At 63.7% G+C, this 24,948-nt stretch carries 14 protein-coding genes and 1 tRNA gene; 12 read left to right on the top strand and 3 right to left on the bottom strand.

All coding sequences use genetic code 11. The features are described from left to right. Positions 1 to 4: 4 nt before the first annotated feature. Positions 5 to 1,891, top strand: a complete 1,887-nt coding sequence (locus AC3RCJ_RS22150; RefSeq protein WP_492959110.1) for an MFS transporter — start codon at positions 5 to 7, stop codon at positions 1,889 to 1,891. Positions 1,892 to 1,912: 21 nt separating this feature from the next. Here AC3RCJ_RS22150 and AC3RCJ_RS22145 read toward each other — a convergent pair whose 3' ends face one another. Both AC3RCJ_RS22145 and AC3RCJ_RS22140 read right to left on the bottom strand, forming a co-directional pair. After that, positions 1,913 to 3,448 (bottom strand): hybrid sensor histidine kinase/response regulator, encoded by a 1,536-nt coding sequence (locus AC3RCJ_RS22145; protein WP_492959108.1) that lies wholly within the window; start codon positions 3,446 to 3,448, stop codon positions 1,913 to 1,915. Positions 3,449 to 3,456: 8 nt separating this feature from the next. Beyond that, complete coding sequence (locus AC3RCJ_RS22140; RefSeq protein ID WP_492959106.1) at positions 3,457 to 4,968, bottom strand: ATPase domain-containing protein; 1,512 nt, start codon at positions 4,966 to 4,968, stop codon at positions 3,457 to 3,459. 421 nt (positions 4,969 to 5,389) lie between these two features. Between AC3RCJ_RS22140 and AC3RCJ_RS22135 the strand changes: the two genes are divergently transcribed. From AC3RCJ_RS22135 to AC3RCJ_RS22115, 5 genes are all read left to right on the top strand, one after another. Beyond that, positions 5,390 to 6,604: an efflux RND transporter periplasmic adaptor subunit gene (locus tag AC3RCJ_RS22135; protein ID WP_492959104.1), complete on the top strand. Its 1,215-nt coding sequence runs from the start codon at positions 5,390 to 5,392 to the stop codon at positions 6,602 to 6,604. Positions 6,605 to 6,619: 15 nt separating this feature from the next. Beyond that, positions 6,620 to 9,784 (top strand): efflux RND transporter permease subunit, encoded by a 3,165-nt coding sequence (locus tag AC3RCJ_RS22130; RefSeq protein WP_492959102.1) that lies wholly within the window; start codon positions 6,620 to 6,622, stop codon positions 9,782 to 9,784. Position 9,785: 1 nt separating this feature from the next. Beyond that, positions 9,786 to 11,234: an AdeC/AdeK/OprM family multidrug efflux complex outer membrane factor gene (gene adeC, locus AC3RCJ_RS22125; protein ID WP_492959100.1), complete on the top strand. Its 1,449-nt coding sequence runs from the start codon at positions 9,786 to 9,788 to the stop codon at positions 11,232 to 11,234. A gap of 69 nt (positions 11,235 to 11,303) precedes the next feature. Continuing rightward, positions 11,304 to 11,918, top strand: a complete 615-nt coding sequence (locus AC3RCJ_RS22120) for a TetR/AcrR family transcriptional regulator (RefSeq protein ID WP_492959098.1) — start codon at positions 11,304 to 11,306, stop codon at positions 11,916 to 11,918. A 101-nt stretch (positions 11,919 to 12,019) separates the two neighbouring features. Then, positions 12,020 to 12,096: transfer RNA gene (locus AC3RCJ_RS22115), tRNA-Pro, on the top strand. 393 nt (positions 12,097 to 12,489) lie between these two features. On the opposite strand, the gene AC3RCJ_RS22110 is transcribed toward AC3RCJ_RS22115, so the two are convergent. Next, entirely contained in the window at positions 12,490 to 12,981 is a 492-nt protein-coding gene (locus AC3RCJ_RS22110) for an FxDxF family PEP-CTERM protein (RefSeq protein WP_492959096.1), read from the bottom strand. Between the two features lie 851 nt (positions 12,982 to 13,832). On the opposite strand from AC3RCJ_RS22110, the gene AC3RCJ_RS22105 reads away from it, so the two are divergent. The 6 genes from AC3RCJ_RS22105 to AC3RCJ_RS22080 all read left to right on the top strand — a co-directional run bounded on the left by AC3RCJ_RS22105 (position 13,833) and on the right by AC3RCJ_RS22080 (position 24,840). Next, positions 13,833 to 14,999: an efflux RND transporter periplasmic adaptor subunit gene (locus tag AC3RCJ_RS22105; RefSeq protein ID WP_492959094.1), complete on the top strand. Its 1,167-nt coding sequence runs from the start codon at positions 13,833 to 13,835 to the stop codon at positions 14,997 to 14,999. Next, positions 14,999 to 18,181, top strand: coding sequence for an efflux RND transporter permease subunit (locus tag AC3RCJ_RS22100; RefSeq protein ID WP_492959092.1), 3,183 nt, complete (start codon positions 14,999 to 15,001; stop codon positions 18,179 to 18,181). The genes AC3RCJ_RS22105 and AC3RCJ_RS22100 overlap by 1 nt, the downstream gene beginning before the upstream one ends. Beyond that, a complete protein-coding gene (locus AC3RCJ_RS22095; protein WP_492959090.1) occupies positions 18,178 to 19,674 on the top strand; it encodes an efflux transporter outer membrane subunit in 1,497 nt (498 codons plus the stop codon). The genes AC3RCJ_RS22100 and AC3RCJ_RS22095 overlap by 4 nt, the downstream gene beginning before the upstream one ends. Positions 19,675 to 19,815: 141 nt before the next feature. After that, positions 19,816 to 20,865 (top strand): 2Fe-2S iron-sulfur cluster-binding protein, encoded by a 1,050-nt coding sequence (locus AC3RCJ_RS22090; RefSeq protein ID WP_492959088.1) that lies wholly within the window; start codon positions 19,816 to 19,818, stop codon positions 20,863 to 20,865. Positions 20,866 to 21,097: 232 nt separating this feature from the next. Further along, positions 21,098 to 22,507: an MFS transporter gene (locus AC3RCJ_RS22085; RefSeq protein ID WP_492959086.1), complete on the top strand. Its 1,410-nt coding sequence runs from the start codon at positions 21,098 to 21,100 to the stop codon at positions 22,505 to 22,507. A gap of 320 nt (positions 22,508 to 22,827) precedes the next feature. After that, entirely contained in the window at positions 22,828 to 24,840 is a 2,013-nt protein-coding gene (locus AC3RCJ_RS22080) for a S9 family peptidase (protein WP_492959084.1), read from the top strand. The last annotated feature ends 108 nt before the right edge of the window (positions 24,841 to 24,948 follow it).

The following is a 24,948-nucleotide window of genomic DNA, read 5'->3' as shown; positions in this document are numbered from 1 at the left end:
TGCCATGAGTCAAAGCAGCCAGTTTTCCTTATTGTCGCAGCGCCGTTTCGGGCCCTTTTTCTGGACCCAGTTCTTTGGCGCCTTCAACGACAATCTGTTCAAGACGGCGCTGATGGTGATCCTCGCCTACGATGCGCTGAGCTGGACCACGCTCGATCCGTCGACCATCACCAACCTGATTCCCGGCCTGTTCATCCTGCCTTATGTCGTGTTCTCGGCCACGGCGGGCCAGCTGGCAGATAAATTCGAAAAGGCGGGCCTGGCGCGCTTCGTCAAATGGATGGAGCTGGCCATCATGGCCGTGGCCGCCGCTGGCTGGATGACGCACACGCTGTGGCTGCTGGTGGCCGCCGTGGTCGGCATGGGCGTGCATTCGACCCTGTTTGGCCCCGTCAAGTATGCGTATCTGCCGCAGCAGCTCAAACCCGAGGAATTGGTCGGCGGCAATGGCCTGATCGAGATGGGCACCTTTGTCGGCATTTTATTGGGGGAAATCCTCGGTGCCGTGTTGATCGTGCACAAGCCGCTGGGCGTGGAACTGGTGGCCGGCGCGACGATTGCCGTGGCCGTGTTTGGCCTGATCGCCAGCTACCGCGTGCCGCGCACGCCCGCGCCCGAGCCGGAGCTGAAGGTGAGCCTGAACTTTGTCGCCGAATCGTTGCGCAACCTGAATTTTTCGCGCAAGAACCGTCCCGTCTTTCTCGCCATGCTGGGCAACTCCTGGTTCTGGTTTTACGGCGCCCTGATCCTGGCCCAGTTCCCCGTGTATTCGAAGGACTTCCTGCATGGCGACCACAGCGTGTTCGTGCTGCTGCTGACGGTGTTTTCCGTCGGTATCGGCACGGGTTCCTTGCTGTGCGAGCGTCTGTCGGGCCACAAGATCGAGATCGGCCTGGTGCCGTTCGGCTCCATCGGCCTGTCGCTGTTTGGCATCGACCTGTATTTCGCCAGCAATGCCTATGCGAATACGCAAGTGGTCGACGCGCTGGCCTTTGTCAGCCAGGCGGGCGTGCCGCGCATCTTGCTCGACATCGTCATGATCGGCATGTTCGGCGGCTTCTTCATCGTGCCCCTGTTCGCCCTGATCCAGACGCGCTGCGACCCGAAACACATTTCGCGCACGATCGCCGGCATGAATATTCTCAACGCCCTGTTCATGGTGGCGGCCGCCGGCGTGGCCATCGTGCTGCTGGGCCAAGGCTTTACCATACCGCAGCTGTTCCTCGTCACGGCGATTCTGAACGCGCTGGTGGCCGCCTACATCTTCTCGCTGGTGCCGGAATTCCTCATGCGCTTCCTGGCGTGGATTTTGATCCAGACCGTGCATCGCGTCAAAGTCGTCGATGGCGAGCGCATTCCCGCGGAAGGCGCGGCCGTGCTGGTGTGCAACCACGTCAGCTACGTCGACGCCATCGTCATCATGGCGGCCAGCCCCCGTCCCATCCGTTTCGTCATGGACCACAAGATTTTCAAGATGCCCCTGATGGGCTGGATTTTCCGCACGGCCAAGGCGATTCCCATCGCGCCGGCCAAGGAAGACCCATTCCTGATGGAAAAGGCCTTCATTGATATTGCGCAAGCCCTGCACGAGGGGGAACTCGTGTGCATCTTCCCCGAAGGCAAACTGACCCGCACGGGTCAGATCAGCGAATTCAAGGGCGGCATCGCCAAGATCGTCGAGCGCAGCAAGGTGCCCGTGATTCCGCTGGCGCTGCGCGGCCTCTGGGGGCACTTGTTGAGCCACCGCAATGGCCATTTGTTCGAGCGCGCCTTCAAGGCGGGCTTGCGCTCGCGTCTGTCGCTGGCGGTGGGCATGCCTGTCGCGCCCGAGGCCGCCACGCCGGAATTGCTGCAGAAAAAAGTGCAAGAGTTGCGGGGAAAGTGGAAGTAGCGGCCACGGCGGAGGCGGCGCTTATGTTTTCTGCGCCGCCGTCCGCCGCGCCAGGTGCTGTTCCAGCAGGGCGATGATGGTGGCAAAGTCCACCGGTTTTGTCAGGTGGTGGTCGAAGCCCGCCTGCGCCGTGCGGTGGCGTGCGTCGCGCTGGCCCCAGCCCGTCAGCGCGATCATCAGCACGTCGCGCCCGCGCGCCTGCTGGCGGATGCGGCGCGCCGTTTCGTAGCCATCCATGCCCGGCATGCCCAGGTCCATCACGATCAGCTGCGGCCATGCCGTCTCGACGGCCGCCAGCGCCTGCGCGCCGTCGTAGGCGACGGCCACGGCATAGCCTTCCAGCTGGAACAGGGTTTGCAGCGAATCGGCCGCATCGCGGTTGTCGTCCACTACCAGCACCTGTCGCGCCTGGCCCATGCCGGCTGGCGCCCCTGGCGCCGTGGCATCGTCAGCGTCCTGCGATGCGCCGGCCATGCTGGCAGGCAAGGTCACGACGAAGCGGCTACCCCGGCCGGGGCCGTCGCTGTACGCTTGCACCGTACCGCCATGCATTTCGGCGAACTGGCGCGCCAGGCTCAGGCCGATGCCCAGGCCGCTGGCCATCTGGCCTGCCACGGTGCGGCTTTGTTCGAACATGGAAAAGATGCGCGGGATGGCCGCGGCGTCGAGGCCGATGCCGTTATCCTCGATGGCGACGGACAGCTGGTTTTCTTCCAGGTGCGCCCCCAGATGGATATGCCCGCCGGGCGGCGTGAATTTCACGGCGTTCGAGACGATATTGGCAAAGATCTGCACCACGCGCGCATAGTCGGCATGCAGCATGACGGCATATGGCGGCAAGTCCACGCCGATGCTGACGAGTCCCTTGCAGGCCGCTGGCTGGCACAGTTCCAGCACATGCGCGATCACCCGTTCCAGTGAAAAGTGCTTGCGTTGCAGCTCCACCTTGCCGCTGGTGATGCGGGCCACGTCGAGCAAATCGTCGACCAGCCGCGTCAAATGCGTGACCTGGCGGTCGATCACGCCCCTGACCTTGGCTACCTGCTCCGACTCCGGATACAGGTGGCCGAGCAGGGCCATCGATGTCTTGATGGGCGCCAGCGGATTGCGCAGTTCATGGCCCAGGCTGGCGAGGAATTCATCCTTGCGCTGCTGCGTTTCGCGTACCTGGTACTGGCGCTGGCGCGCGCGCAGCATCGCATGCGTACACGTGAGCAGGGTCAGCATGTGGACGGGGCGTTCCAGCAGGGTCAGGTTGCCCAGCGTGGAAATGGCTTGCCGCAGCGGCAGCGTATCCTGGCCGCCATGCGTGAGCAGGATGATGGGCAGGTCGGACCAGTCCGGCTGCTGGCGCGTGTAGTCATCGAGCACCTGGTAGGCGCCCGCATGCAGCGCCTCTTCCACTGTCAGCACGCCGCCCGCGCCCAGCGGCAGCTGCTCCGCCAGCTCGCCGGCGGACTGGCAGGCATGGCTGGCGATGGCGCCACTGTCGAGCACCTTGCCGGCCAGGCTGGCGTCCTGGCCGACCGGGGCGTAGATCAGGATGCGCTGTTCCATGGCAAGCCCTAGGGAAATGGCGTGCCGCCGACGGTGGGTATGCCCGACAGGATGCCGTGGAAACCGGCCAGGGCAGGGCCGATGCGGATGCCCTGCGCACTGATTTCGAAGCGGCGGATGCTGCGTTCGTGCGCGCTGCCCCGCTTCTTGAAGACGGAAATGGCTTGCCGCACCTCGCCTTCCGTTTCGTAGTAGCGCAGCATGACGACGCTGTCGGCCAGGTAGCTGGCATCGGCCGAGGTGGTCATGGCCGTGCCCAGCATGTTCTGCTGCACTCCCACCAGCAGGGTGGCCACGCCGCGCTGGCTCAGGTAATTGAGCAGCTCATGCAGATAGGTGCTCTGGAAGCGCTCGTCGGGCACCGCATGCATGTAGCCGTTCAGGCTGTCGATGACGATTACCTTGGCGCCCCGTTCGGCCGCATCGACCACGGCCTGGGCGAATTCGCCGGGCGCCAGTTCGGCCGGATCGATCTGCTGCGCGCTCAGCAAGCCGGTGTCGAGCGCGCTTTTCAGGCGCATGCCCACGCCGTCGGCCCGGTGCAGCAGCTTGCTGCGCGCTTCCTCGAACAGGAACATGGCGCACGGTTCGCCGCGCGCGGTGGCCGCGTGCACGAATTGCGCCGCCAGCGTGGACTTGCCGCTGCCGGCGGGTCCGGAAATGAGGGTGCTCATGCCTTCTTCCAGACCGCCGCCCATCATGGCGTCCAGTTCGGGCACGCCGCTGGAGAGGCGGCGGTGATCGCCATCGCGGCGCGAGTCGGCCGCCACCAGGCGCGGATAGACGAGCAGGCCGTCGTGGGCGATCTTGTAATCGTGGGTGCCGCTGCGAAATGGCACGCCCCGGTATTTCACCACGCGCACGCGGCGCCGGTCGTTGCCATAGGCCTGGTTTTGCAGTTCCAGGGAAATCACGCAATGGGCCACGCTACGCACCTGCAAGCCGTCATCGAGGGCGGAGCGGTCGTCGATCAGCATGGTGGTGCACTGCCGGCTCGCCAGATATTGCTTCAGGGCCACGACCTGGCGCCGGTAGCGCAGCGGGTTTTCCGCCAGCAGTTGCAATTCGGATAAGGAGTCGAGCACCAGCCTGGCGGGCCGGTGTTTTTCGATGGCGGCCAGGATGCGCTGGTTGGTCGAGGCCAGTTCGATTTCGGACGGGTGGAAGATGGTGTACTGGCGTTGCGGGTCGAGCATGTCGTCGCTGGGCGCCACTTCCTCGATGGCGATGCCGGCCAGGTCCCAGCCGTGCGACAGGGCCGCGCCGCGCAGTTCGGTTTCGGATTCGGCCAGTGCGATATACAGCACGGAAGCGCCGTGGCGCGCCCCCTCGGCCAGGAATTGCAGCGCCAGCGTGGTCTTGCCCGTGCCCGGTTCTCCTTCGACCAGGTACAGGCGTTCTGCCAGCAGGCCGCCGGCGAGCACGGCATCGAGGCCGGGAACCCCGGTCGACAGCAGGGAGGGCGTGGCCTGGCTGGCCGTGCCGTACGGTGGTATGGCTTCCTGCGCCTGTGCTGTCATCGCTGTACCCCTGCCATGTCAAGCTGCGGGCATCTATCTTAGCGCACACGCCATGCCATGTCTTTTCGATACCATTAGTAAATAATTATGCGGCAATCCTGGCTGCGCCAGCAACTGTTGCGTACTTGTCTGCATCTTCAGCAAAAATATCCTTTGCCTGCTACAGTATTCATTCAATACAACTTTCCCGCCTGACCGTTTTACCGTTGCCTGCCAGTTTTTCGACTGATCCTGGTGGTGCGCTCCTGCTGTTTTTGTCAATTTTATTGCATCATTGGCAATAAAATTCAATTGAAAGTTACTATGTTTCAATTGTAACGATGCTTGACGATTTTAGAATGATCGTTCATTCTTTGATCTGCGTTAATAAATTTAGTCATTTCTAACGACACTAGCCAGCTTCTTTTTCAGAAAGTCCAAGATGCAACCAACCTTTTCCTTGACGTCGCCGCGTACGAGCGGCGCTATTGCCGTTCTGTGCGCCACTGTAATCATGGCCGGCTGCAGTAAAAAACAGGAAGCTCCTCACGCGCAGCAAGCGCCGCAGGTCGTCGTGTTTACTGTTAATCCGGCCGCGTTGCCGATGAGCGCCGAATTGCCCGGCCGTACGAATGCCTACCAGGTCGCCGATGTGCGCCCGCAAGTGGGCGGCTTGATCCAGAAGCGCCTGTTCGTCGAAGGTAGCGATGTGAAAGCGGGCACGGCCCTGTATCAGATCGACCCTGCCACCTACCAGGCCGCCTATAACTCGGCCAAGGCCGCGCTGTCGAAAGCCAAGGCCAACCTGCTGACGGCTGGTCCGAAAGCGTCGCGCTACAAGGAGCTGGTCGCCATCGAAGGCGTCAGCCGCCAGGAATACGATGACGCCGTCGCCGCCTTCGAACAGGCCAAGGCAGACGTCGAGTCCGCCGCCGCGGCGCTGGAAACGGCGAATATCAACCTGAAGTACAGCACCGTGACGGCACCGATCAGCGGCCGCACCAGCCGCTCGACCGTGACGGCCGGCGCGCTGGTCACGGCGGGCCAGGCGGAAGCCTTGACCACCGTGCAGCAACTCGACCCGATCTATGTCGACGTGACCCAGTCGAGCACCGACCTGCTGCGCCTGAAGCGCCAGATGGCCGACGGCTCGCTGAAGAAAGTCGGCGAGGGCCAGGCCAAGGTCGATCTGATTCTGCCGGACGGCAGCAAGTACGGCGAATCGGGCAAGCTGCAGTTCGCCGGCGTGACGGTCGATCCGACCACCGGCAACGTCGTGTTGCGCGCGCTGTTCCCGAACCCGAAAGGCGAATTGCTGCCAGGCATGTACGTGCGCGCGCAGCTGGCAACGGGCGTCGATGAAAAAGCCATCACCGTGCCGCAAGTGGGCGTGACGCGCAACCAGAAGGGCCAGGCCACGGCCATGATCCTGAACAAGGAAAACAAGGTCGAGCAACGCGTGCTGACGACCAGCGGCACGGTCGGCACCAACTGGCTGGTGACATCGGGTCTGGCCGCAGGCGACCGCGTGATCGTGGAAGGCTTGCAAAAAATCAAGCCAGGCGCGCCGGCCGTTGCCGTGCCGGCCAAGGCCGAAGCTGCTCCTGCGCCCGCCGCTGCCGCCTCTGCCGCCGCATCGGCTGCCAGCGCCCACTAATTCAGGAGAATATTAATGGCCCGTTTTTTCATTGACCGCCCGATTTTTGCCTGGGTGGTCGCGATCGTCATCATGCTTGCCGGCGTGATTTCGATCCTCAGCCTGCCGATCGCGCAGTACCCGAGCATCGCTCCGCCGTCGATTTCGATCAGCGGCTCCTACCCTGGCGCCTCCGCCAAGACCGTGGAAGACGCGGTCACCCAGGTCATCGAACAAAAGATGAAGGGTATCGACGGCTTGCGCTACATGGCTTCGTCGAGCGATGCGACTGGCGGCATCAGCATTACGCTGACGTTTACCAGCGGCACCAATCCTGATATTGCCCAAGTGCAAGTACAGAACAAGCTGCAGCTGGCCACGCCACTGCTGCCGACGGCTGTCACGCAGCAGGGTCTGGTCGTGTCGAAAGCGACGAAGAACTTCCTGATGGTGTTCGGCTTCATTTCCGAAAACGGCAAGATGGACCAGACCGACTTGAGCGACTATGTGGCCGCCAACGTCGTCGATCCACTGAGCCGCGTGGCTGGCGTGGGCGACGTGACCCTGTTCGGTTCGCAGTACGCGATGCGTATCTGGCTCGACCCGGCCAAGCTGCAAAGCTTCAACCTGACCCCGGCGGACGTGATCACGGCCGTGCAGGCGCAGAATGCGGAAGTGTCGGCCGGTGAACTGGGCGGCACGCCGTCCGTCAAGGGCCAGCAGCTGAACGCCACCGTGTCGGCGCAAAGCCGCTTGCAAACGGTGGAGCAGTTCGGCGCCATCTTGCTGAAAACCACGACCAACGGCGCCATGGTGCACCTGAAGGACGTGGCCAGCATGGAACTGGGCCGCGAGAACTACAACACCGTGGCCCGCTACAACGGCCATGCGGCCACCGGCGTGGCGATCAAGCTGGCGACGGGCGCGAACGCGCTCGACACGGCCAATGCGGCCAAGGCCATGCTCGGTACGCTGAGCAAGCAGTTCCCTGAAGGCATGAGCTACCAGGTGGCGTTCGATACCACCCCGTTCGTGAAGCTGTCGATCGAGGAAGTGGTCAAGACCCTGGTCGAAGCGGTCATCCTGGTGTTCCTGGTGATGTACCTGTTCCTGCAAAACTTCCGCGCCACCCTGATCCCGACCATGGCCGTGCCGGTCGTGCTGCTCGGTACCTTCGGCATCCTGAACGCGTTCGGTTATTCGATCAATACGCTCACCATGTTCGCCATGGTGCTGGCCATCGGTCTCTTGGTCGATGATGCGATCGTGGTGGTGGAAAACGTCGAGCGCGTGATGAGCGAAGAGGGCTTGTCGCCGCTGGAAGCGACGCGCAAGTCCATGACGCAGATCACGGGCGCGCTGGTCGGTATCGCCATGGTGCTGTCGGCCGTGTTCGTGCCGATGGCCTTCTTCGGCGGTTCGACGGGCGTGATTTACCGCCAGTTCTCGATCACGATCGTGTCGTCGATGGTGCTGTCCGTCGTCGTCGCGCTGGTGTTTACGCCAGCCTTGTGCGCCACCTTGCTCAAACCGGTAGAGAAGGGCCATCACGCCACCAACAAGGGTTTCTTCGGCTGGTTCAACCGCAGCTTCGACCGCAGCAGCAACACCTACCAGGGCTGGGTTGGCGCCATGATCACCCACCGCTTCCGCTCGATGCTGTTGTACGTGCTGCTGCTGGCCGGCCTCGTGTTCATCTTCATGCGCCTGCCGACTTCCTTCCTGCCGGAAGAAGACCAGGGCATCCTGTTTACGCAGATTCAATTGCCGACGGGCGCCACGCAAGAGCGCACCCTGAAAGTGATCGAGCAGGTCGAAGACCACTTCATGAACAGCGAGAAAGACAACGTCGCTTCCGTGTTTGCCGTCGCCGGTTTCAGCTTCGGCGGTAACGGCCAGAATACGGGTATCGCCTTCGTGCGCCTGAAAGACTGGTCGCTGCGCAAGGACGTGGCGCAGAAAGCGCCCGCCGTGGCCGGTCGCGCCATGGGCAAGTTGTTGCAGATCAAGGATGCGATGGTGTTTACGTTCGCCCCGCCTGCCGTGCTGGAACTGGGTAACGCCACCGGTTTCGACATGCAGCTGCAGGATATCGGCGGTGTCGGCCATGACGCCCTGATGGCGGCGCGTAACCAGTTGCTGGGCATGGCGTCGCAGAATCCGGCCATGGTCGGCGTGCGCCCGAACGGCCAGGAAGATACGCCGCAGTACAAGATCGAGATCGACCAGCAGAAGGCGACGGCGCTGGGCTTGCAGATCGCGGAAATCAACCGCGTGCTGAGCGTGGGCTGGGGTAGTTCGTATGTGAACGACTTCCTCGACCGTGGCCGCGTGAAGAAAGTGTTTATGCAAGGTAATGCCGAATCGCGCATGCTGCCGGAAGACTTGAACAAGTGGTTCGTGCGCAACACCGCTGGTGCGATGGTGCCGTTCTCGGCCTTCGCCACCGGCAAGTGGATTTACGCCTCGCCACGCCTGGAACGCTACAACGGCTTGCCGTCGGTAGAGATCCTCGGTACGCCGGCGCCGGGCCAGAGCACGGGCGCGGCCATGAACGCCATGGAAGAGATGGTGGCCAAGCTGCCGCCTGGCATCGGTTTCAGCTGGACCGGCGTGTCGCTGGAAGAGCGCGAATCCGGTTCGCAGACGCCGCAGCTGTACGCGCTGTCGCTGCTGATCGTGTTCCTGTGCCTGGCTGCGCTGTATGAAAGCTGGTCGATTCCATTCTCGGTGCTGCTGGTGGTACCGCTGGGCGTGATCGGCGCCGTGCTCGGCACCTGGCTGTTCGGCCTGTCGAACGACGTGTACTTCCAGGTGGGCTTGCTCACGGTGGTGGGCCTGTCGGCGAAGAACGCGATTCTGATCGTGGAATTTGCCAAGGAAATGCAGGAATCGGGCATGTCGCTGCTGGACGCGACCTTGCATGCGGTGCGTCTGCGTCTGCGTCCGATCCTGATGACCTCGATTGCCTTCGGCCTGGGCGTGTTGCCGCTGGCCATTTCCAGCGGCGCCGGTTCCGGCAGCCAGAACGCCATCGGTATCGGCGTGCTGGGCGGCATGTTGACGGCCACCTTCCTCGGTATCTTCTTCGTGCCGGTGTTCTTCGTGCTGGTGCGCGGCTTCTTCTCGAAGCCGGACGCGCCCGCCACGCCGGCGACGCCTGGTTCGCCAGCCGTCACGCTTTCCAAGGATGCACATTAATATGAAAAAATCGCTACTCTCCATGGCGGCGCTGGCCTTGCTGGCCGGTTGCAGCCTGGCTCCCACGTATGAGCGTCCGGCCGCGCCGGCGCCCACAAGCTGGCCGACCGGCCCGTCCTACAAGGCCGACACGGCCGCCACCGATGCCAAGCCGGTGGCGGACGTCGCCTGGCGCGAGTTCTTTGCCGATGCGCGCCTGCGCCAGGTACTGGAACTGGCGCTGGCCAACAACCGCGACCTGCGCGTCTCGATCCTGAACATCGAGAAGGCGCGCGCCACGTACGGCATCGAACGCGCCGCCCTGATCCCGACCTTGTCGGCGTCGGGCGGCCAGTCGGCCACGCGCATCTCGAAAAACGCCAGCCCGACGGGCGAAGCGTCGATCAACCGCCAGTACACGGCGAACCTGGGCGTGTCGGCCTACGAGCTGGACTTCTTCGGCCGCGTGCGCAGCCTGTCCGACAGCGCGTTGGAGCAATACCTGGGCACGGAAGAAGCACGCCGCGCGCAGCAGATCAGCCTGGTGGCCGAAGTGGCCAGCACCTATCTGAACCTGGTGGCCGACCAGCAGCGCCTGCGCGTGGCGCAGGACACCTTGAAGAGCCAGCAGTCGTCGTATGACCTGGCCGTGCGCCGCTTCAGTGCCGGCGCTACTTCGGGCCTGGACAAGTACGATGCCCAGACCAGCGTCGAATCGGCCCGTTCCGACGTGGCCGTGTTCACCAGCCAGGTTGCGCTGGATCAAAACGCGCTGGTCTTGCTGGTGGGCGGCCCCGTGCCGGCCGATCTGCTGCCGCAAGGCGAGTTCGGCGCCGTGACGGCCCTGGCGGACATTCCGTCCGGCCTGCCATCGGATGTGCTGCAGCGCCGTCCCGACGTGCTGGCGGCCGAGCGCACCCTGCGCGCCGCCAACGCCAATATCGGCGCGGCGCGCGCGGCTTTCTTCCCGCGCATTTCGCTGACGGCCACGGCGGGTTCGGTCAGCGACAACCTGTCCGGCCTGTTCAAGGCGGGCAGCGGCACGTGGAGTTTCCTGCCGCAGATCAGCTTGCCGATCTTCGATGGCGGCGTGAACCGCGCCAACCTCGATATCGCCAAGGTGCAGCGTGAAATCTCCGTGGCGCAATACGAAAAGGCGATCCAGGTCGCCTTCCGTGAAGTGTCCGATGCGCTGGCCCAGCGCGGCACCATCGACGAGCGCCTGCAGTCGCAGGTCTCGCTGGTCGAGGCGTCGACGAAGAGCTATGCCATCCACGACGCGCGCTACAAGCAGGGCGCCGAGTCCTACCTGAACGCCCTGGTGGCCCAGCGCGCGCTGTACACGGCGCAGCAAAGCCTGATCACGGCGCGCCTGGCCAAATCGACCAACCTGGTGACCTTGTACAAGGTGCTGGGCGGCGGTTGGCAACCTGAGCAGACAGCCGTCGCGGCGGCTGGCGGCGTCCAATAATCACGGGGACGCCGACGCCGGCCCTGCCCTTGTCCGCAGGGGCAGGGCCGGCGCGCTACTGGAAAAGTCATGAACCAAGTTGAAAAGAAGCATCCGGATCCCGAGCGCGCCAATACGCGGCGCAAGCAGGTGCTCGATGCGGCCGAAAGCTGCTTCAGCCGCCGCGGCTTCCACGGCGCCAGCATGGCCGAGATCTCGAAGGCGGCCGGCATGAGCGCGGGCCACATCTATAATTATTTCGACAGCAAGGATGCCATCATCGCCGCCTTCGTCATGCAGAATACGGAGCGGGTGTCGAACCTGATGCAGGACCTGGCGCAGCGCGACGATCCCCTGCAGGCCGTGATCGACAATGCGGGCGAGCATGTGCTCGAAGCGCTGGATCCGAAGACATGGATGATGCCGCTGGAAATTTTTGCCGAAGCGTCGCGCAATCCGGTGATCGCCGCCATGCTGCAATGCGCGGACCAGCGCTCGCGCCAGCTATTCCTCTCCATCATCCGCGACGCGCGCATCAAGCGTGGCTTGCCGGCTGACGAGGAAATGCTGCAGGGGCGCCTCGATGCCCTGGTCGCCTTGTACCAGGGGCTGCCCGTGCGCTTCATTCACAATCCTGACGTGAAGGTCGAACCGCTGATCGCCGGTTTTCGCATCATCCTGACGGCGTTGTTGCTGCAAGAATAGGCACCTTGCCAGGGAGGATAAAAATCTTTGCGCAGTTCGGTATGAATCAAGCGTAAAGCATGGCAAAAACCTAAAAGCGTCTGCTATAATTCTTACCTCGTCGGGGCGTAGCGCAGCCTGGTAGCGTACATGCATGGGGTGCATGGGGTCGGAAGTTCGAATCTTCTCGCCCCGACCATTAGATTCAAGGACTTACAGCGCAAGCTGTATAGAAACCCAGTACTGGATATTATACGTTTGTATAATATCGGTGCTGGGTTTTTTCCGTTTACATGCCGTATGATTTTCATTGCCGCATGCCGATGGCTGCACGCTTTCTTTCGAGAACATCAGCTACGATGACCTGGCCGGTGATGGATACGACCCGTATTCCGTACAACGTAGGTGGTGGCGGCAAGGCAGTCGAGCGCAGGGAGCTGATTATTAGTTGGGATAGGATGGCAGAGCCAGCCGGGCTATTGTAAACGCAGAACTAAACACGGTATCGGCGTCGAAAGTAAATCTGGCAATCAGGCAATCGATTTCGTGGCTGTTGACAAAAAAGACGCCGCAGCGTCTTTTGGAGGAGCACTCAAGATTGCTTCCGGCGCCGCGCCAGGAAGCCCAGTATGCCCAGGCCGGCCAGAAGCATGCCATAGGTTTCCGGTTCGGGAACAGGAGCCAGGTTCAAGTTGAATACGCCACCATAGCTGCCGCCCTTGGTGTTACCCACCACGGTCAGGACCAGCGGGCCATTGAACAGGACGCTCGTGGGCGCCAGCACTTCGCCCTGTGCATAGCCAAAGACGGTGGGGCCGCCAAAGCCTGTCAGTCCAATGCCGTTCAGGTTGGCGCTGGTGAATTTGATGGAAGAGCTGTCCGAGCCCGTGACGGATAGATTGGCAAGAAAGGCCTGCGCGGTCGAGCCGAAGGTCGCGCTGGGGGTGAAGGTGAAGACATCCGTGAAGTCGCCGAGCGGGCTGGGCACGGCGTTGAAGCCGCTGGTCCACAGGTTACCTGAAGTATTGACGAGGTTGACAGTATAGGCGGTGGCGCTGGCGCTACCGATGGAAGCAGCACTCAATACTGCTGCTGCAATGAGTGACTTTAATTTCATGTTGTTCTCCCCTGAAAGACGATTAATGTTTCAGAAAGTCCGTACTGCGATGACAAATTATCACCAATACTCACAATTATCAATATTATATTTTTTGATGATATTTCTTGTCCGAATAGCCCATTGCTAATACACGGGCATAGATTTTCTTGTGTTGCTTAATTAAAAACATGTATTGTCAATATTGTATAAAAAAAGATGTAATTTTCTGTGTTGAAAATACTGTTGCATAGTCAAAAAATTTCCACATGGCAATAAAAATGTGTCATGGCCATGTCGCTACGTTCTATGGCATGCCAGCTTGTGAAATACTCATTAAGGTATGCCGGTCTCTTTAAGAGCCGACCGGTGGTACCGATTATGCTGATGGCCTCTCATGCGACGATAGGAGGTCTAACTGGTGGATTCCCCGCCAGCTCAGAACCGGTGGTGCGTCGTTGTACTCCGCCTCTCTTCGGCGCCGAATGGTCGACTCGCTTGCGCCGAGTGCGACGCAGATCTGCTGGCCTGGCGCGCCTTGCCGGTTGCCGCAGTCACCGCCGGCATGCGCATGGGTTTTTAACTTCGCTCATATCGCTCATTTTTCACTTTCAGTTGATTTCAGTATCGTGAGCAGGCCGCCCCATGGCTGCCGACGCGCTCAGCGTGGGCATCGGGGAGGGGATACCGGGACCGTGAATGCGGGTAGCGACAGTCCTGTCCCGCTCCCTCCCGAATTCATAAAATGCTTGACTTTCCAAGTGTGTCACGTCGGATAAAGGCATTGGGAGCTGCTTCAGCTCAACAAAACCAAGTCGACTCCAGTCGCGAAAGGCAAAATGATGAAAGTCAAACCAATAATCCTGATCACCGCGGTCCTGGGCACCGCGCTCACCATCAGCGGCTGCAAGGAGACGGCATCCGCTGCCGCTGCCGCCAAGCCGCCCAGCGTGCCCGTGGCCGAAGTGATCGTTCGCCAGGCAACACCTTACGTCGAGTTCAACGGTTCGCTGACCGCGGTCAAGCGCGTCGAGCTGCGCCCGCAGGTGGCCGGCTACCTGCAGGACGTGAGCGTGCCTGAAGGACGCTTCGTCGAGAAGGGCAGCAAGCTCTTTGGCATCGATCCACGCGTGTTCCAGGCTGCACTGCATGCTGCCGCGGCGCGCCTGCGCGAGGCTGAGGCGGCATCGATGCTGGCCCAGGCGGAGCATGCGCGAGCCGAACAGCTGTTCGCCAAGAAAATCGTCGCGCGCGACCGTCTCGACATGGCAACGGCGGCGCTGCATGCAGGCAAGGCACAGGTCGACGCGGCAAAGGCCGCGCTCGACGCCGCGCAACTGGAGCTCGGCTTCACGCGCGTCACGGCACCGATCAGCGGAAGAGTCGGCCAAGTCCTCGTCACCGAAGGCAACTACGTCGCCAGCGGCGTGACGCCCTTGACGACGATCGTCTCCATCGATCCCCTGCATGTCTATTTCGATGTCGATGAACGCACCTATTTGCGCTCGCTCGCAGCCGGCCGGGCCGGTGCCAGCCCGCATGGGACGCAGGCGGCCAAGGTCATGGTGGCACTGGCCACGGACAAGAGCTATTCGCGTCCCGGCCGTATCGACTTCCTCGCCAATGCCGCCGATCGGGGGACGGGAACGGTGCGCGTCCGCGCCGTGGTCGACAACCCCGATGGAAAACTGACGCCCGGCCTGTTTGCCAAGGTCAGGCTGGAAACGGGGGCGCCGCAAGCCAGGGTGCTGGTTGCCGATCACTCGATAGGCACGGATCAGGGGCGCCGCTATGTGCTCGTGGTGGGCAAAGATGACAAGACGCAATACCGGCCCGTCGAGCTGGGCCCGGTTGTCGACGGTTTGCGCGTGATCGAGCAAGGGTTGCAGCCAGGCGAGCGCATCGTCGTCAAGGGCCTGGTGCGCCCTGGCATGCAGGTGACGCCACAGTCAGCCGCGATGGACGGCACGCCCATTGCCGTGCCGAAAACCTCGGGAGCCGCGTAATGTCTTTTCCACGTTTCTTCATCGATCGCCCGATCTTTGCCATCGTCCTCTCGGTCTTGATGGTGCTTGGCGGCATCGTGGCTTTCTTCCAGATGCCGCTCAGCGAATATCCGGCCGTGACGCCGCCGACCGTGCAGGTGACCGCCGCCTATCCTGGCGCCAATCCCAAGGTGATCGCCGAAACGGTGGCGGCGCCGCTCGAGCAGGCCATCACCGGGGTCGAGGGCATGCTGTACATGTCGTCGCAATCGGCAACCGATGGCCGCATGATCCTGACCGTCACTTTCGCGCAGGGGACGAATGCCGACATGGCGCAGATCCAGGTGCAGAACCGGGTCGCGCGCGCGCTGCCGCGTTTGCCTGAAGAAGTACAGCGGCAGGGCGTCGTCACACAGAAAACCTCGCCGGACATCCTGATGGTGGTCCACCTGCTGTCGCCCGACAAGCGCTATGATCCGCTGTACATGTCGAATTACGCCTACCTTCAGGTGCGCGATGAGCTGTCCCGCATTCCCGGGATCAGCGACGTCCTCGTCTGGGGCGCGGGCGAATACAGCATGCGGCTCTGGCTCGATCCGAACCTGATCGCCGCGCGCGGCTTGACGGCCGGCGACGTGATTGCCGCGGTACGCGAACAGAACGTGCAGGTGGCAGCCGGTTCCGTCGGCCAGTCTCCCGATTCCAGCGCCGCCTTCCAGGTGACGGTCAACACGCTCGGACGCTTGACCGACGAGGAACAGTTCGGCGACATCATCATTCGCACGGGCGCCGAAGGCCAGGTGACGCGCCTGCGCGACGTCGCCCGCATCGAGATGGGGGCCGACGCCTATGCACTGCGCAGCCTGCTTGACGGCGAGCCGGCCGTCGCCTTGCAAATCATACAGAGCCCGGGCGCCAACGCGCTTGATGTTTCTCAAGCGGTAAGGGAAACCATGCGGCGGCTGGAGGGCAATTTCCCGGCGGGGCTGAGCTCGCGCATTGCCTATGACCCGACGGTCTTTGTGCGCGCCTCGCTGGAATCGGTGGCAACCACCTTGCTGGAGGCGATCATTCTCGTCGTCATCGTGGTGGTGCTGTTCCTGCGCAACTGGCGCGCCTCGCTGATCCCCCTCATGGCGGTGCCGGTGTCGCTGATCGGCACCTTCGCCGTCATGCATCTGATGGGATTCTCGCTCAATACCTTGTCCCTGTTTGGCCTGGTGCTGTCGATCGGTATCGTCGTCGACGACGCGATCGTGGTGGTCGAGAATGTCGAGCGTCACATCGAAGACGGCGAAGAGCCCAAGCAAGCGGCAAGGCGCGCCATGGACGAGGTCACGGGCCCCATCATCGCGATCACCTCGGTGCTCGCCGCCGTGTTCATTCCAACCGCCTTCCTGAGCGGCCTGCAGGGCGAGTTCTACCGCCAGTTCGCGCTGACGATCGCCATCTCGACCATTTTGTCGGCCGTCAATTCGCTCACGCTCAGCCCGGCGCTTGCCGGCCTCCTGCTCAAGCCACGCAAGGCCGAGGCCGAGGCTGTGCATGACCCGCGCAGCCTGCGCGGTCGCGCCGAGCGCCTGTTGCAGATGCTGGGCCGGCCGTTCCAGCGCGCGCCGGATGCCTATGGCAACACGGTGCGCAAGGTCGTCGGGGTCAGCAGCGTGGCGCTGCTGGTGTACGGCGGCCTGCTGGCGCTGACCTTCTTCGGCTTCAAGGCCGTGCCGCCGGGCTTCGTGCCGATGCAGGATAAATATTACCTTGTTGCGATCGCTCAACTGCCGAACGCGTCATCGCTGGAGCGTACCGACGCGGTCGCCAAGCAGATGTCCAGGATCGCGCTGGCCGAACCTGGCGTTGAAAGCGTCGTTGCCTTCCCTGGCTTGTCGATCAACGGCTTCGTCAACGTGCCGAACGCCGCCGTCATGTTCGTCATGCTCGATCCGTTCAAGGACCGCACGACCCCCGATCTCACCGCGAGCGCGATCGCCGCGCGCCTGCAGGCGAAATTCGCCGGCATTCCCGATGGTTTCCTCGGCGTGTTCCCGCCGCCGCCCGTGCCCGGCCTTGGCGCGACCGGTGGTTTCAAGATGCTGGTCGAGGACCGCGGCAGCGCCGGGCTCGATGCCCTGGTCCAGCAGACGCATATCCTGATGACCAAGGCCACCGAATCGGGACTGGTGGCCGGACTCATGACCAGCCTGGACGTCAATGCCCCGCAGCTCGACGTTGCCATCGATCGCACCCAGGTCAAGAGCCAGGGAGTTCGCCTGGCCGATGTGTTCGAGTCGCTGCAGATCTATCTCGGTTCCCTGTATGTCAACGACTTCAACCGCTTTGGCCGGACCTACAAGGTGACGGCCCAGGCCGATGCGGAGCACCGCATGCAGGCCGAGGCCATCGGTCGCTTGCAGGTGCGCAACGCGGCCGGCGACATGCTGCCCTTGTCGTCGTTTGTCACCGTCACCCCCAGTTCCGGTCCGGACCGCGTGGTTCACTACAATGGCTACCCGTCGGCCGATATTTCGGGGGGCGCGATGGCTGGCGTCAGTTCGGGGCAGGCGGTTGCCGCCATGGAACGCCTGGCGAAGGAGGTGTTGCCTGAAGGCATGAGCTTTGAATGGACCGACCTCACCTACCAGCAAAAGCTGGCCGGCGATTCCGCGCTGTTCATTTTCCCGCTGTGCGTGCTGCTCGCCTACCTCATCCTGGCCGCACAGTACAACAGCTGGCTGCTGCCCTTGGCGGTCCTGCTGATCGTGCCGATGTGTCTGCTGAGCGCGATCATCGGCGTGTGGCTGGTGGGCGGCGACAACAATATCTTCGTGCAGATCGGGCTCATCGTGCTCGTCGGATTGGCGGCCAAGAACGCCATCCTTATTGTCGAGTTCGCACGTAGCCTGGAAACGGCAGGGGCGAGCGCGCTCGATGCGGTCATCGAGGCTTGCCGGCTGCGGCTGCGCCCCATCCTGATGACCTCGCTCGCCTTCATCGCCGGCGTCGTGCCGCTGGTGTTCGCCAGTGGCGCCGGCGCCGAGATGCGCCATGCCATGGGCATCGCGGTGTTCGCCGGCATGCTCGGCGTGACGTTGTTCGGATTATTCCTCACGCCGGTGTTTTATGTGGTGATGCGCGCCCTGGCGGCCCGCTTCGAGCGCCGCACGCCAACACACAAGACCAGCATGGACAGGAGCACATCATGAACCGCCCGTATCACACAGTTGTAGTCTCGCTCAGTGCGCTGATCGTGCTGGCCGGATGCGCGGCAGGTCCCGATTACGCGCCGCCTTTGCCGCCGCCGCTGTCGTCGTCGCAGTTTTCCGGCGGCGCTGGCCAGGCGCACGCCGCGCTCGTTCCGGGGGCGGTCGAGGTGGAGTGGTGGCGCAGCTTCGACGATACGGCGCTGGTCACGCTGATCCAGCGGGCGCTGGCGGCCAACCATGACGTCGGCATCGCTGCCGTGCGGCTGGCAGAGGCAAAAGCCCTGCTGCGCGAAGAGCGGCAGGGCTTCCTGCCACAGGGCGGCGCCGCGCTCGCTTACGAGAAGCGTCGCTTGAGCAAGATCGAGACGCTTCCCGGCCAGCCGCGCCAGAGCGAGACTTATCGCGGTACCGTCGACGCTGCCTGGGAAATCGACCTGTTTGGCCGCGTGCGGCGCTCCGTGGAGGCGGGGCGGGCGCTGGCGGGCTCACGCGAAGCGTTGCTGCGCGGCGTGCAGGCGGGCGTTGCCGCCGCCGTGGCGGGCACCTGGTTCGAGCTGGGCGGCATCGAAGCTGAACTCGCTGTCGTCGCCAGCATCCGGCAAAGCCAGCGCGACAGCCTGGCGCTGGTCGAGCGCCTGATGAGCGTCGGGGCTGCAAGCGAACTCGACCGGCTTCGTGCCGAGGCCATGCTGCGCACAGTCGAGGTGGCCGAGCCCGAGCTGGAGCGCCGCCGCGCGGCCTGCGTCAACGCACTGGCCATCCTCCTGGGCGAAGTCCCGCAGACGTTCAGTCTTCCCGCCGCCATGCCAAGGGGTGACGCGCTGTCGGTGCGGACGATCGCCGTGGGCGATCCCGCCACGCTGCTCGCGCGGCGCGCCGATATCGCGGCGGCCGAACGGAACCTTGCTGCGGCAACGGCCCGCATCGGGGTGGAGACGGCTGGCCTCTATCCCGAGGTCCAGGTGCTCGGTTCCATCGGTCTCGTCGGGGGCAGCCTCGACGCCATGGGCGACGCCGGAATGCAGTCCAGCTTTCTCGGCCCCGTCATTCGGTGGAATCTGCTCGATACGGGGCGCGTGCGTGCCCGCATCGCCGCCAGCGAGGCGCGCGCCCGGGAGGCCCTGATCGTCTACGACCAGACCGTGCTGCGCGCACTACAGGAAACAGAGGATGCCTTCACAGCCTATGGTGCCGCCGGCAGCACGCTTGGACTACGGCTGCTTGAGTCGGCGGCAAACCGCGAGGCGGCAGGTCTTGCCCGCCTGCGCTTTGCGGAAGGTGCGGGCCTCTACCTCGATGTGCTCGAGGCGGAGCGCGCCGATTTTGCCAGCCGGCGCGCGCTGGCGGTCGCCCGCACCAAGCAGCGGCTTGCCGTCGTCAGCATCTACAAGGCGCTGGGCGGCGGCTGGGAGGTCTGTGCGCAGGCAGATCACGACTGCGGCGGCGCCGCACCCCGATCGCCGCTGGCGCAACAGCGTGCCGACAAGCCCTGACCTTCGCATGGCAGCAGCAAGCGGGCTTTTCTTCCGTCGACACGGTCAAGGGCGAGCGCAATGCTCTCCCTTCCTGTGGCCGGACGGGCCTGTGTTTTTGCCGCAACAATCGGCCAATCCGATACCATTTGTGAGAACAGCATGATCAAGTATGTAGAAATACGCCAGGCCGGCCACACCGTCGCGGTGCCGGACGGCGTCACGATCCTGGAGGCGGCGCTCGGCGGCGGCATCGCCTATCCGCATGGCTGCCGCTCCGGCCGGTGCGGCGCGTGCAAGTCGCGCCTCGTCAGCGGCGCGGTCGATATGCTCGCTCACAGCCGCTTCGCGCTCTCGGCCGGGGAGAAGGCGCAGGGCCTGATTCTGGCCTGCAGCGCGATCCCGACAAGGAATGCGGTCGTTGCCTGGCTTGGCGGCGACGAGGAGATGCCCGCGCATCCGCAGCGGCGCCTGCACTGCCGCGTCAGCGCGATCGCGGACGCCACGCACGACATCAAGCATGTCCGGCTCGTCGTCGACGGGGCCGCGCCGCTTGCCTATGCGGCGGGTCAATACGTTCGGCTCACGTTCCCCGGCGCTCCGCCGCGCGACTATTCGATGGCAAGCGGTCCGGGCGGGGAAGAGCTCGATTTTTACATCCGCCGGATACCGGGTGGTGCCGCGAGCCGGCACGTCCACGCGTCGCTCAAGTCCGGCGATCGTGTTTTGCTCGAAGGGCCGTTCGGCGCTTCCTACCTGCGCGAGCAGCATGCCGGGCCTATCCTGTGCCTTGCCGGCGGCCCGGGCCTCGCGCCGGTCAGGGCAATCGTCGAGTCGGCCATCGCCCGCGGCATGAGGCAGCCGATCCATGTGTATGCCGGCGCCCGCAGCGCCCGCGATCTGTATCTCGTCGATCATTTCGAGGCGTTGGCGCGACGGCTGCCCAACCTGACCTTCACGCCTGTCGTCTCCGCGACCCGCGGCGGATCGCCCTGGCGCAGCGGCCTGGTGACCGATGCCGTGGCCCGGGACTTGCAGGATTTCGATGGCTGGAAAGCCTATGTGGCCGGACCGCCCCCGATGGTGGAAGCGGCCATGCAGATCTGTACGGCAGGCGGCATGCGCCCGGAGGATCTGCATGCCGATGCCTTCTTCACCTCCGCGGCAATATCGGCGCGTCGCCAAACCGCCGGTGTTTCGGCGGGGATGTAGAGGACGCGTGGCGCGCCACGCGACGACGCTCAACGCAGTCCCCGCTTCTCAGGCGCGCCAGCGGGAGATGCATGCATCTGCTGGGATAGGCTCTGAATGCAGGCCGCGATGCCGCAGGCGATTGCAGCGGTTTCGCACCGGGTTTGGTTTTCTCGCTTGACCATCCCAGCGTTGTAGGCCAAACACTCAGCATCAATCGCAATCAGCGAGAAATTGATTTTGGAGAACTCCAATGCAACAAGTCATACCTGATCCGAAGAGATGGGCCGCTCTGGCGTTGCTGTGCGCCGCCCAGTTCATCGTGATACTCGATACGTCCATCATCGGCGTCGCGCTTCCCGCCATGCAGGCGGACCTCGGCTTCAGCGCCAGCGGGCTGAGCTGGATATTCAATGCCTATGTCGTGGCCTTTGGCGGCCTGCTGCTCCTGGGAGGACGGCTGGGCGATCTGCTCGGTGCCCGCCGCATCTTTACCGGCGGCTTTGCCATACTGACCCTTGCTTCATTGCTGGCAGGACTGGCGCAAAGCCAGGAAATGCTGCTTGCCGGCCGCGCACTGCAGGGCGTTGGCGCCGCGTTGATCGCGCCGGCCGCGCTGACGATCGTCATGCGCCTGTTCGGGCATGACGGCGCCGAACTTGGCAAGGCATTCGGCTTCTGGGGGGCGGCAGCCGCCGCAGGCGGCTCGGCGGGCGTATTTCTCGGAGGCGTCATCACAGAATGGATGACCTGGCACTGGACCTTCCTGGTGAATGTGCCACTTGGCCTGCTTGTGCTGGCACTGGTCCCGGCCGTGCTGCGCAAGTCGCCGCGCAGCAGCGGGGCCGTCGATTGGTTTGGCGCGATCAGCGTGACCGGTGCGCTTGTCAGCCTGGTGTATGCCATCGTCACCATGGAATCGGCCGGCTTTGGCTCCGTGCCGATCCTGCCGATTTCGGCCGGACTGTTCGTCGTCTTCCTGATCAGCCAGTTCGTGCGACGCGCACCGCTGCTTCCTCTGGGTATCTTCAAGGCGCCGAACCTGGCGGCGGGCAATCTCGTGATGGCATTGCTTGGGGCGGCCTGGATTCCACTCTGGTTCTTCCTGAACCTCTATCTGCAGCAGATCCTTGGCCTGTCGGCGCTCGCCAGCGGCCTGGCACTCCTGCCGATGACCGTAACGATCATGATCGTGATGGTGGGTTTCTCGGGCAAGCTGATCGGACGGTTTGGCGTCAAGCCCAATCTTGTGCTCGGTTTGCTATTGATGGGCGGCGCGCTGCTGCTGTTCGCAAACCTGCCGCTCGACGGGTCATTCGCGACGAGCGTGCTGCCGGCCTCGGTCCTGGCCGCCCTGGGCATGGCGCTGGCGTACATTCCGACGACGATGACGGGCATGGCTGGCGCCAAGCCCGAGGAGACGGGACTGGCTTCAGGCCTGATCAATACCACTTACCAGATCGGCTCGGCCATCGGTCTTGCGATCATGGTTGCGCTCTCGACCTCCAGTTCCGGCCACGGTAGCGGCCAGAGCGCCGAAGCCATGCTGACTGGTTTCCAGGCGGCATTCTTGGGCGCGGGCGTCGCCGCTGGCCTGGCCGCGTTCACCGCGCTCGTCTTCGTTCGATACGCGGGAGCGCCAAAAGACGTGCCGGTGGGCTGACGCGCGTCCGTCGGCGGGCGCCGGCGCAGCCTTTTTTCTGGCGATGCATGGGGCAGTTACCGGCCCCGAGCAATAGAGCAAGCAATGAGGCCACTCTTCGCGGTGGCCTCTCTTTCGGCCATGGCGGATCCGCAGGCTGCCGCCGCTCGCGGGCCACTTCTGCAGCGCCGCCGCATGTCATCCCCCGTTTCGGTCCTCCTGTTCCCCGTTTCCCGTCGTCCATCACTGTAATCAAGCTGGCAACTCAGCTTTGGCCTATGATTGCCTGGCACATGCAAGATTGCCATGTTTTCCCTTCATTCACTCCCCATGAGGTGTCCATGATTCGCTATGCCCTGCCTGCACTATTGTTCGCCAGCGTACTGCCGGCGCATGCCCAAGCCCCTGTCGATGAGGTGCAGCTGATCGAGCGGGCCAAGCTCTTTGGCAATCCCAGCAAGTCCGGCGGCAAGATCAGCCCGGATGGCCGGTGGCTGTCCTGGATCGCGCCGCGCGACGGCGTGCTCAATGTCTGGGTGGCGCCGGCCAGCGATCTGGCGCAGGCGCGGCCGTTGACGCAGGAAACCGTGCGTCCCATCCGCAGCAGCTTCTGGGCACCCGATTCGAAGACGCTGCTGTTCATCCAGGACAAGGGCGGCGACGAGAATTTCCTGCTGTATGGCGTCAATGTCGCGAGCGGCAAGCAGGTCAATTACACGCCGTTTGACAAGACCCGCGTGCGCGTGATCCAGGTCAGCAGCAAGGTCAAGGAGCGCATCCTGGTGGGCATCAATAACCGCGATGCGCGCTGGCACGATGTGTATAGCCTGGACCTGGCCAGCGGCAAGCTGACCCTGGTGCAGCAGAATGACGGCTATGGCGACTACCTGGCCGACGAGATGCTCAAGCTGCGCATCGCCAGCAAGGCGCGCGCCGATGGCGGCATGACGTATTTCCGCATGACGGACGGTAAGGTCGACAGTGCGCCGCTGGCCGAGGTGGGCCTGGAAGATGCGCAGACGACGGAACCGCTGGCGTTCACGGCCGATGGCAAGACCTTGTACTGGACCGATTCGCGCGGCCGCAATACCTCGGCCCTGCTGGCGCAGGACGTGGCCAGCGGCCAGACCACGGTGGTGGCGCAAGACCCGCGCGCCGACATCGCCAACGCGCTGTACGATACGCGCACGGGGCGCGTGCAAGCCTATACGGTCGACTACCTGCGGCAGGAATACCTGCCGCTGTCGGAGGATCTCAAGGCCGACCTGGCTTTCCTGAAAGAGAATACCCGGGGCCAGTTCATGGTTACCTCGCGTACCGAGGCCGACGACAAATGGCTGGTTTCGGTCGATGCCGTCACCGCGCCGCCAACGACCTGGCTGTACGAGCGCCAGGCCAGGCGCCTGACGCGCCTGTACGCGACGCGTCCGGAACTGGACGGCGCGCCGCTGGTACCCATGCATGCGCAGGAAATCAAGGCGCGCGACGGGCTGACCCTGGTGTCCTACCTGACCTTGCCGCGAGCGGCCGATGCGGGCGGCAGCGGCAAGGCTACCAGGCCCGTGCCGATGGTGCTGCTGGTGCACGGCGGGCCGTGGGCGCGCGATACGTATGGCTACAACGGCTACCATCAATGGCTGGCCAATCGCGGCTATGCGGTGCTGTCGGTGAATTACCGCGGCTCGACGGGTTTCGGCAAGCAGTTCATCTCGGCCGGCGACCTGCAGTGGGGCCGCAAGATGCATGACGACCTGCTGGACGCGGTGCAATGGGCCGTCAAGAGCGGCGTTACCACGGCCGACAAGGTCGCCATCATGGGCGCCTCGTACGGCGGCTACGCCACGCTGGCCGGCATGGCGTTCACGCCGACCACGTTCGCCTGCGGCGTCGACATCGTCGGACCGTCCAATCTGTTCACGCTGCTGCAGACGATCCCCCCTTACTGGGAGGCGGGCAAGCAGCAGTTCTACAAGCGCATGGGCGACCCCACGACCGAGGAAGGCAAGGCGCTGCTGAAGGAGCGCTCGCCGCTGAACTTTGCGCAAGACATCCAGCGGCCATTGCTGATCGGCCAGGGGGCCAACGACCCGCGCGTCAATGTGCGCGAATCGGACCAGATCGTGGCGGCGATGGCGGCCAGGCATATTCCCGTCACCTATGTGCTGTTCCCCGATGAAGGCCACGGCTTTGCGCGGCCGGTGAACAATATCGCCTTCAATGCGGTGACGGAGAATTTCCTCGGCAAGTGCCTCGACGGACGCGCCGAGCCGATAGGCGGCACCGTCAAGGCTTCCACCGCGCAGATCAAGCATGGCGCCGAATTTGCGCCGGGCCTGAAGGCCGCGATCGACTAGCTTGCCGGCATGCCTGGCACGGGCGGCGCCGACCAGGGGAACAGGGGGCGCAAGGGGCGGGCGCAGCGGCAGGGGGCAGGCAGACGCGGCGCCGCGGGAGCGGCTGGA

The organism is Janthinobacterium sp. GW822-FHT07H11, from assembly GCF_058798615.1.
This window is presented reverse-complemented; position numbering and strand designations above follow the sequence as displayed.

Bases quoted from the DNA above. Each gene is read 5' to 3' on its own strand.
- AC3RCJ_RS22100 (WP_492959092.1), top strand. From the start codon at position 14,999: ATGTCTTTTCCACGTTTCTTCATCGATCGCCCGATCTTTGCCATCGTC.
- adeC (WP_492959100.1), top strand. From the start codon at position 9,786: ATGAAAAAATCGCTACTCTCCATGGCGGCGCTGGCCTTGCTGGCCGGT.
- AC3RCJ_RS22120 (WP_492959098.1), top strand. From the start codon at position 11,304: ATGAACCAAGTTGAAAAGAAGCATCCGGATCCCGAGCGCGCCAATACG.
- AC3RCJ_RS22085 (WP_492959086.1), top strand. From the start codon at position 21,098: ATGCAACAAGTCATACCTGATCCGAAGAGATGGGCCGCTCTGGCGTTG.
- AC3RCJ_RS22145 (WP_492959108.1), bottom strand. From the start codon at position 3,448: ATGGAACAGCGCATCCTGATCTACGCCCCGGTCGGCCAGGACGCCAGC.
- AC3RCJ_RS22140 (WP_492959106.1), bottom strand. From the start codon at position 4,968: ATGACAGCACAGGCGCAGGAAGCCATACCACCGTACGGCACGGCCAGC.
- AC3RCJ_RS22090 (WP_492959088.1), top strand. From the start codon at position 19,816: ATGATCAAGTATGTAGAAATACGCCAGGCCGGCCACACCGTCGCGGTG.
- AC3RCJ_RS22095 (WP_492959090.1), top strand. From the start codon at position 18,178: ATGAACCGCCCGTATCACACAGTTGTAGTCTCGCTCAGTGCGCTGATC.
- AC3RCJ_RS22080 (WP_492959084.1), top strand. From the start codon at position 22,828: ATGATTCGCTATGCCCTGCCTGCACTATTGTTCGCCAGCGTACTGCCG.
- AC3RCJ_RS22135 (WP_492959104.1), top strand. From the start codon at position 5,390: ATGCAACCAACCTTTTCCTTGACGTCGCCGCGTACGAGCGGCGCTATT.
- AC3RCJ_RS22130 (WP_492959102.1), top strand. From the start codon at position 6,620: ATGGCCCGTTTTTTCATTGACCGCCCGATTTTTGCCTGGGTGGTCGCG.
- AC3RCJ_RS22105 (WP_492959094.1), top strand. From the start codon at position 13,833: ATGATGAAAGTCAAACCAATAATCCTGATCACCGCGGTCCTGGGCACC.
- AC3RCJ_RS22150 (WP_492959110.1), top strand. From the start codon at position 5: ATGAGTCAAAGCAGCCAGTTTTCCTTATTGTCGCAGCGCCGTTTCGGG.